Source organism: Shewanella sp. BJSY2023SW005 (genome assembly GCF_047314585.1).
GTDB lineage: Bacteria > Pseudomonadota > Gammaproteobacteria > Enterobacterales > Shewanellaceae > Shewanella > Shewanella algae.
On the sequence record NZ_JBKORJ010000051.1, the window covers coordinates 23,423 to 31,677 of the forward strand.

Sequence of the window (8,255 nt, forward strand, 5' to 3'; positions counted from 1 at the left end):
ACCCTCGCCAAATGGGTTGTCCCTGCAAGGCCCCGGCGAGGCGTTGAATCTATTGATTGGAGAGAAAGATGAAAAAGACACTGCTGGCCATCGCCATTCCCATCCTGCTGCTGGGGCTGCCCGGATGCACACCGGCGCAGAGCCACAATCATGAACATCACGCCCAGCACCTGAAACAGCATGACAGGTGCCATATGTGCGGCATGATGATCACCAAATACCCTGGGCCCAAGGGCCAACTTATGCTCAAAGACAGTGATGCCGTGCCCAAGTTCTGCTCCAGCCGCGACATGTTCAGCTTTGCGCTGCAACCGGAAAATCAACGCCGTATTGCCGCTATGTTTGTTCATGACATGGGCACAACCGACTGGGAGCAGCCGGATGACAACGCCTTTATCGATGCCACCAAGGCCTGGTATGTCTATGGCACCAGCAAGAAGGGAGTGATGGGGCCTGCCGTTGCACCGTTTTCAACCAAGGAAGCGGCAAAGGCTTTCGCCGAAGCCTGGGGTGGCCGGGTACTGGCCTATGAAGAGGTCACCCTGGAACTGCTGGAAGGAGCCAACTGAGACAGATGTTACGCACCCTGCTGGCGCTGATGCTGCTCTCTTTTGGCTGCCTTGGCGGCCAAAGCCCGCTGCAGGCACGCATAGATGCACTGAGTGAAGGCGAGGTGCTGACTCTCTCTGCCGCCGAGTATTTGGGGCCGCTGGTGATCGACAAGGCTATCGCCATTGTCGGTGAGCCAGGCACCATAATCGATGCCGGCGGTAAAGGCAGCGCCGTGACTATCAAGGCCGCCGGCGTGCGCCTGCAGGGGCTTGAGATACGTAACTGGGGCGGCGATCTTTATGAACATGATTCCGGGGTGCGCCTGCTGCCGGGGGCAGATGATGTCCGCCTACTGCAGCTTGAGCTGTCGGGGCCTGGATTTGGCATTCATGGCGAGCAGCTCAAACGCCCGGAAGTGGAATACTGCCGTATAAGCGGTGACGACAGGCGTTATCTGCTGGACAGAGGTGACGGCATCTTTCTCAAATATGTTGATGCCCCCGAGCTGCACCACAATCAGATAGCTTCGGTGCGCGACGGTATCTATCTGGAAAACGTCGACGCCAGCCGGGTCAGCCACAATCAATTCAGCCGCCAGCAATATGGCATTCACTATATGTATACCCGCAATGACAGTGCCTGGAACAACAGCGCCAAGTGGCTACAGGGCGGCTATGCGCTGATGAGCTCCAAGGGGATCACCCTGGAACACAATCAAGTCAGTGCCGCAATCGATTTTGGTATCTTGCTCAATGTGACACAGCAGAGCGAGGTGCACCATAACCGGGTGGCGACTATTCACAACCCCAAAGGCGATCCCGCCATCGCCAGTGAAGGCAAGGGGCTGTTTATCTACGGCGCCGCCGACAACCGTATCAGCCATAACCATTTCGGTAACAGCGATACCGGTATCAGTGTTGCCCTGGGCGGTGAGGGCAATAGTCTGTGGCGCAACAACATAGAAAACAATCTGACTCAGGTGCGTTATGTCGGCAGTAAATCGCAGGAGTGGAGCCTTCTGGGACAGGGCAACTATTGGAGCAGCTATCAGGGCTGGGATCTCGATGGTGATGGCATAGGCGATACCCCCTATCTGCCCAACGATGCCCTGGACAGGCTGTTTTGGCTTTACCCCGAGGCCAGATGGTTGATGGACAGCCCTGTGGTGCTCTTGCTGCGCTGGCTGCAGCGCCAACTGGCACTGGCCGAGGATATAGGTGTTCGCGACAGTTTTCCTTTGTTGCAGCCCATTGATATTAGGCCGAAACAAGAGATGAAAACCAATTCGCAACAGAGTGACGAGGAGAAGCACTATGCCCAGCATTGATTGTCGGCAACTGGCCTATGTCCGTGGCGACAGGCCTGTGCTGGAGGATATCAGCTTGCAGCTGCCCCAGGGTAAGTTGCTGGCATTGCTGGGCCATAATGGTGCTGGCAAATCGACCCTGATCAAACTGCTGCTGGGGCTGCTGAAACCCGCCGGTGGCGAGCTGAAGATTCTCGGCAAGGCTGCCGGTGAAAGCCCAATGCAGGTGGGTTATCTGCCGGAGAACGTCAGCTTCTACGACAATATGCCCTTGGGCGAACTGTTGAATTATTTCGCCGGGATCAAGGGCATAGGTGCGGCCAGAGTCAAAGAGCTGCTGGTTGAGTTTGAACTGGATGGCTTGGTAAAACGCAGGTTGGGACAGTGTTCCAAGGGCCAGAGACAGCGACTTGGGTTGGCGCAGGCGCTACTGAGCCGCCCCAGATTACTGTTGCTCGATGAACCGACAGTAGGCCTGGACCCCTCGGCCTCGGCGCTCATGTATGCCCAATTGGCGGCGCTGAAACAGCAAGGTTGCACCATAGTGGTTTGCACCCATGAACTGGCTTTGGTTGAGCCGCATCTTGACTTGGCGCTCATGCTGGCAAATGGCCGGATGCGGGCGCTGGGAAGCCTGGATAACCTGAGGCAAGAGGCTGACTTACCACAGGAAATCCTGGTGCCATCTCGGCTGGACCTCAGTGGCGATCCCGTGCTGGGGCCGAGCTTTTCCGCTGGCCGGTTGAAACAGGCTAAGGCCAGCGTGCCGGAGGCGATAGCTATACTGACGGAGCAATACCGCTGCTTTGACTTTCAGTTGCCTCCGGCATCCCTCGGTGAACTGTTTCATCATTTTATGGCACCGCTTGACTCAAATCGCCGGAATGTCGCGCCTAAAAGATTCGGGGAGGCCGCCTGATGCAACTTGTCAGAGAAAATGAAGCATTGACATCCCAGCGGCCTAATCCGTTATTTATCGTTGCCGCCAAGGAGTTCAAAGATTGCCTGCGGAGCCGCTGGCTGCAAACGGCTTGCTGTTTGTTTACCCTGTTGGCGGCTGCGGTTATTTTCGGCGCCGGGGCCTTAGGCGGTGAGTTTCGTTGGCAGGCGCTGCCGCAGTTGTTCAACTCTCTTTTAACCTTAAGTGTCTTCCTGGTACCGCTGCTGGCGCTGCTATTGAGTTTCGATGCCGTGGTGGGGGAGGCCGAAGCCGGCACCCTGTTATTGCTATTGACCTACCCCTTGAGCCGCAGTCAGTGGCTGGCCGGCAAACTGATGGGGCAGGGCGGCGCCCTGCTGCTGGCTTTGCTGCTGGGGTTTGGCTTGCCTTTGGGGTTACTGCCGGTATTGGCTCAGGAATATCGTAGCGTCGAGTTGCCCGCGGCCCTTGCCCTCTTGCTGGCCAGCGCCTGGTTGCTCGGGTTGGTGTTTATGCTTTTAGGCTACTGGGTCAGCATGCAGGTCAAACAGAAGGCTCAGGCACTGGCGCTGCTGATGCTGTTTTGGCTGCTGCTGGTGCTGCTCTATGATCTGGCCTTGCTGGTATTGGCCGTGGTTGCGGCCGATACCCTTGGGCAGTCGGGATTGCAGTGGCTGATGTTGCTGAACCCGGCCAGTGTGTTTCGCTTGCTCAATCAAAGTTTTCTGGGCTTGGCCAGTGGTGTGCCGACCTGGCCCTGGTTACTGGGAATACTCTTTGGCTGGCTGTTGTTGTTATCTTGGCTGTGCCGCTACAGTTTTCAGCGCAGGCCGCTGTGAATCTGCTATTGGAGTTTGCTGTATTAGATAGTTTTTATTTAACGAAAACAAATTGTTAATTGATATAAGTATCACATTCTGCCTGTTGCACTCAGGTTAAACTTATAACCTATCCTCAAGCTCCCGTGAATGGGGGCAGTCAAATCTTCTGGAGTGACTTTTCGGAGTGCCAATGCAACAGCTGACTCCCTATTTGGCGTTGGATACCAAGGCAAAACACTTGCTGGATCAACGCGATGGTTCAGAAATCGTCCTGTCGTTTTCTGAGGCTCAGGTATTGTCACACCTGTTGTCTGCCCCGGGAAACGTGTTTGGAAAAGATGAGTTGCTGGCTGTAGGTTGGCCGGAGCGGGTGGTGGCGCTGACCTCACTGACCCAATGCATCAGTATTCTCAGAAAGAAACTGGAACCCTATCCCGAAATTCAACTCAAGACGGTTGCCCGCCGTGGCTATCAGCTGAATATTTCCGAACAGTCCCATGTGCATATGCTGGCCATCTCCGATGGCGAAGCCATCCGCACTGCCTTGGTGAGTGTGTCTCTGAAAATAAAAATCCTGGGTATTTTATTGCTGTTGGGGCTGGTGGGCTTCTTCTGGTACTACAGTGACTATCACGAAATGGTCAAACAGGTGAGCCATTGGCGTGCCGACAAGCAGTTACCCTTGAATGTGGGAGGCACGCTGGCCTCGGCGCAGTTGTTTTACAGTGATGAGGCCAAGCAGCTGCATCCTTCCATGTGGCAAAAGCATCTGGCGCCTGAGGGAAATCTTATCCCCGGATTGAAGCATTTCAGCGCTTATGCCGCATCGGATGGCCGTAATTATTCTTTTGCCATCTGTCCCAGTGCTGATGAAACCGGCTGTGATGGTGATGGCATCATCAATATCACAGCTATAGATCCCAAACCTGCCGGTCTCAGCATGAAGGAGTTTGTGCCCCTGAGCCAGGAGATGGAGCGGCGGATCCGTTACAACCGCATTATTCTGCCGCCGGCGGTAGACAATGCCGAGTTGGTGGAGCACAACTACCATGCGGATATCTATTTCCCGGTCGCCGATGAGCTCTTGGTGCGTACCGATCTCAGCCTATCGCTGGTTTACGACAGCAAAGACTCGGGGCAGTTTTATTCATCGGCCTGCGTTACCGACCAGGACTGCCTTACCACACCGATCAAATATCAACTGCGGGGCTATTTTCACCAGTACCGCACCGAGATCTCCGGCACTCCGGTGGACGTGTTCCAGGTGAAAGTGAACCAGAAAGAACTCACCAAGCCGGACAATGTCAGTGACTCGGCGATGCACTTCTACCGCGAGATCCGTAAAGACGATATCCGTGATGAGGAGATCTACTACTTCCGGGTCTACCAGGATCACAAGACAGCCGTTTGGATTGTGCCGCAGATGGGTAATTTACTGGCCTGGACCACCTACAGTGAAGTGAAGCTCTGAGCCGATAAGGCTACTTCACTACCATCACGGGGCACTTGGCCTTGTTGATAATCTCCTCGGCGACGCTGGGCAGCAGCCAATGGGCCAGCGTAGTGCGTTGATGGCAGCCGATAACTATCATGCCGACATTGGCGCTCTCGGCCTCTTCGAGGATCTGACTAGCGGCGCTGCCGCGGCGGATAAGCACCTCGAGCTGCTGCTCTGGATGCAACTGCTGCAAAAGTGCATGGATTTTCTCCGAGGCATAGGCCTGCATATGTTGTTGCAGCTGCGCCTGGGTCACGGCCACTATGCCGAAGTTCTCTTCGTGATGGGGTAGAGTGGTAATGTCTTCGCCATAGGCTTTGCTGATTACATGCAGCAGCCTCAGTTTTACTTTATAGAGCGCCGCCAACTCTATGGCATATTCCAGGGCGTGTTCGGATTCTTCAGAGAAGTCGACCGGACAGAGGATTTGTCGGGTACGCATGATGCATCTCCTTTTACTCGGCCTTGGCCACTTCTTTAAGTTTAAGCCAGCCTTGGCAAGGTACAAATTTGGCGTTCAGGGGAGATATTCGCAGGTGCCGGTTCGGCTAAAATCCCTGTCATTGAACGAATAAAGCCCCGGACGGGGCTTTATGCTTAACGGGAAACTGCCTGAGTCGCAGCCGCGGCAGAATACCTTAGTCCACCAGGCCGTATTGTTCCTTGAGTACCCGGATGATTTCTGCCTTGGGATTATCCGAGAGAGTGATCTTGGCTCCGGTGACTTTCTCGGCAATACCTGTGTAGGTACGCGAGACATTCATCATGGCCTCCAGTGGCAGGTCGTTGTCGCGGGCCAGGGCTTCACGTTCCGGCATTCTATCCTTGTTCAACAGGATATCCGGATCCGGGAAGTGGTTGAGCAGGAATTGACGGAAGCCTTCTTTGGAGTTCTCGAGGATCTTGCCGTCACGGTAGGCGCTGCCATCCCAAATACGTGAAGAGTCTGGGGTTCCCACTTCATCCATATAGATAAGCTTGGACTGGCCTTGTTTGTCAGTGACATAGCCAAATTCGAACTTGGTATCGACAAAGATCTGATCTTGCTGTGCCAGCGCCTCGGAAATGACTTCGAATCCCTGCTTGAGCAGCTTTTCGTACAGATCGATATCTTCAGGCTTTTCAAAGCCGAAGGCCTCGAAGTTGGCTTCGATATCTGCGCGGCTGATGTTGACATCATCCTGCTCCGGTACCCCGGGGATCCCCTTGAGTATGCCCTTGGTCGATGGAGTGATCAGTAACTCGGGTAGCTGCTGGTCCTTTTGCAATCCCTCCGGCAGCGTGATGCCGCAAAATACCCGCTCACCCTTTTGATAGGCGCGCCACATGGAGCCGGTAATATAGCGGCGAATAATGGCTTCCACCTTTATTGGGCGAGCCTTTTGCACTATCCACACGAAGGGATGGGGAATGTCGAGAATATGGCTGTCGGCTAGCCCCTTTTCCTTGAACAGGCTGAACCAGTGGTTGGAGATGGCATTGAGCGCCGCCCCTTTGCCCGGGATCCCTTTGAGGCCCTCTTCGCCATGGAAGATGCAATCGAAGGCGGAGATACGATCCGAGATCACCATGATCGCCAACGGAGTATCGGCGGGCACATCATAGCCCTTTTCGTGGATCAATCTGGCGCTGTCGGCCTCGGTCAACCAGTAGACACTGCGCACTTTTCCGCTGTGAACCGGCTTGTCGGTGCGGATAGGCAGATCATTGTTTACGGCTAGAACGGAATCAGCAAGACTCATGACGAGTATTCCTCTGGGTGTAGGGTTTAAGGCTAAGTCCGGCAGGCGGGGTTATTGTTATCTGCCTGTTTCCGGGAGAATGCGAGCCGGCGGCGGGGCAGCAGCAAGCAGCAGAAAAGGCTGTGCTTGAGAGGTAGAGCCGCTGTGGAGTCATACCAGTATGAGATGCCGCCGACAAAAGATGGGCTATTTTACCTCAGTCACAACCTTTTGCCACGGGGAGGCTTTGTTTACTGGAGCAAAACTCTGTTCGCGATAGAGACTAATGAGGTTGAACCCAGGGAGCTTGGGCGCTGATTCGGCATCCATGTTTCTGCCGCCTTATTATGCGCCAATGGCTGTCGGCGACACCGAGGGGAATTGGTGCAATTCTGCAATCATAGCGTTGCTTGAAATTGTTTATATACCTACAGACATACACCTATTTTCCAGGCATTGGTGGGACTGTGACCTTCTGAGCCAGGGATGTTCTCGCAGCGAGTCACAGGATCGCCTGTGCATAAGCCTGCGGCAGGCAATGAGAAACATCCGTCGCCGGAGGTCCTGCCAATACTAATTAGTAACTTTTAGCTGGAAGCTATGATAGCCGCTGTGCCAGCGGCCTAAAGTTGTGGTTCAAATGCCTCAATGCATAACAGCCAAGTTGCCATCTCTTGATCTCGCTCGTAAGCACGTTGCTGCGCAACTCTCGCCAAACCACACCGGGCAAGGGGCTTTGCTTGTCCAAAGCCCCTTGCATCCCCAAGGACACCCCGACGTAGCCGAAATCCCCGCTGGCTTATGAAGCAAATTGGCTACACTCAGGACTCGCCAAATGCATCCATGCATAACGGCCAGCTCGCCTTCCTTGGCTCGCGCTCATAAACTTGTTGCCTAGCAACATTCGCCCTGCTCGACCTTCGAGCCTCGACATCCCTGTCTCGGCTACGCCAATTTGCAACAACGCCCGCGGCGGCTCCGAAGGGGGAATTGGTACAATTCTTCCCACACAGAGTTGTTTTGAGCTGCAGACATACGCCTATTTTCCAGGCACAGGCGGAACTGTGACCTTCCGAGCCAGGGATGGCGAGGCAGAGCTTACAGGGATGGACTTGTAGCGAGTCACAGGATCGCCTGTGCATAAGCCTGCGGCAGGCAATGAGACGGAGGCCCTGCCAATACTAATTAGTAACTTTTAGCTGGAAGCTATGATAGCCGCTGTGCCAGCGGCCTAAAGTCGTGGAGCAAATGCATCCATGCACAACGGCCAGTTCGCCATCCCTGGCTCTCGCTCGAAAGCACGTTGCTACGCAACTCTCGCCAAACCACGCCGGGCAAGGGGCTTTGCTTGTCCAAAGCCCCTTGCATCCCCAAGGACACCCCCGACGTAGCCGAAATCCCCGCTGGCTTATGAAGCAAATTGGCTACACTCAGGACT

At 54.7% G+C, this 8,255-nt stretch carries 7 protein-coding genes; 5 read left to right on the forward strand and 2 right to left on the reverse strand.

Translation table 11 applies throughout. The features are described 5' to 3' along the window. The first annotated feature begins 68 nt into the window (after positions 1 to 68). The 5 genes from ACMHXI_RS15215 (at position 69) to ACMHXI_RS15235 (ending at position 5,069) form a co-directional block, all read left to right on the forward strand. Positions 69 to 569, forward strand: coding sequence for a nitrous oxide reductase accessory protein NosL (locus ACMHXI_RS15215; RefSeq protein ID WP_208125458.1), 501 nt, complete (start codon positions 69 to 71; stop codon positions 567 to 569). Between the two features lie 5 nt (positions 570 to 574). Beyond that, entirely contained in the window at positions 575 to 1,879 is a 1,305-nt protein-coding gene (gene nosD, locus ACMHXI_RS15220; RefSeq protein WP_413735378.1) for a nitrous oxide reductase family maturation protein NosD, read from the forward strand. Beyond that, positions 1,866 to 2,777, forward strand: a complete 912-nt coding sequence (locus tag ACMHXI_RS15225; RefSeq protein ID WP_413735380.1) for an ATP-binding cassette domain-containing protein — start codon at positions 1,866 to 1,868, stop codon at positions 2,775 to 2,777. Before nosD ends, ACMHXI_RS15225 begins: the two co-directional genes overlap by 14 nt. Beyond that, positions 2,777 to 3,616 (forward strand): ABC transporter permease subunit, encoded by an 840-nt coding sequence (locus tag ACMHXI_RS15230; RefSeq protein WP_413735382.1) that lies wholly within the window; start codon positions 2,777 to 2,779, stop codon positions 3,614 to 3,616. The genes ACMHXI_RS15225 and ACMHXI_RS15230 overlap by 1 nt, the downstream gene beginning before the upstream one ends. Before the next feature lie 172 nt (positions 3,617 to 3,788). Continuing rightward, positions 3,789 to 5,069 carry a winged helix-turn-helix domain-containing protein gene (locus tag ACMHXI_RS15235; protein WP_156020352.1) on the forward strand — a complete coding sequence of 427 codons (1,281 nt, stop codon included), beginning with the start codon at positions 3,789 to 3,791 and terminating at the stop codon, positions 5,067 to 5,069. Positions 5,070 to 5,079: 10 nt separating this feature from the next. Here the strand turns inward: ACMHXI_RS15235 and ACMHXI_RS15240 are convergent, their stop codons facing one another. Beyond that, positions 5,080 to 5,538, reverse strand: coding sequence for a universal stress protein (locus ACMHXI_RS15240; protein ID WP_219013293.1), 459 nt, complete (start codon positions 5,536 to 5,538; stop codon positions 5,080 to 5,082). A 196-nt stretch (positions 5,539 to 5,734) separates the two neighbouring features. Next, the gene (locus ACMHXI_RS15245; RefSeq protein ID WP_044733609.1) at positions 5,735 to 6,838 is read right to left on the reverse strand and encodes a phosphoribosylaminoimidazolesuccinocarboxamide synthase; all 1,104 of its coding nucleotides are present in this window, start codon (positions 6,836 to 6,838) and stop codon (positions 5,735 to 5,737) included. Positions 6,839 to 8,255: the final 1,417 nt, after the last annotated feature.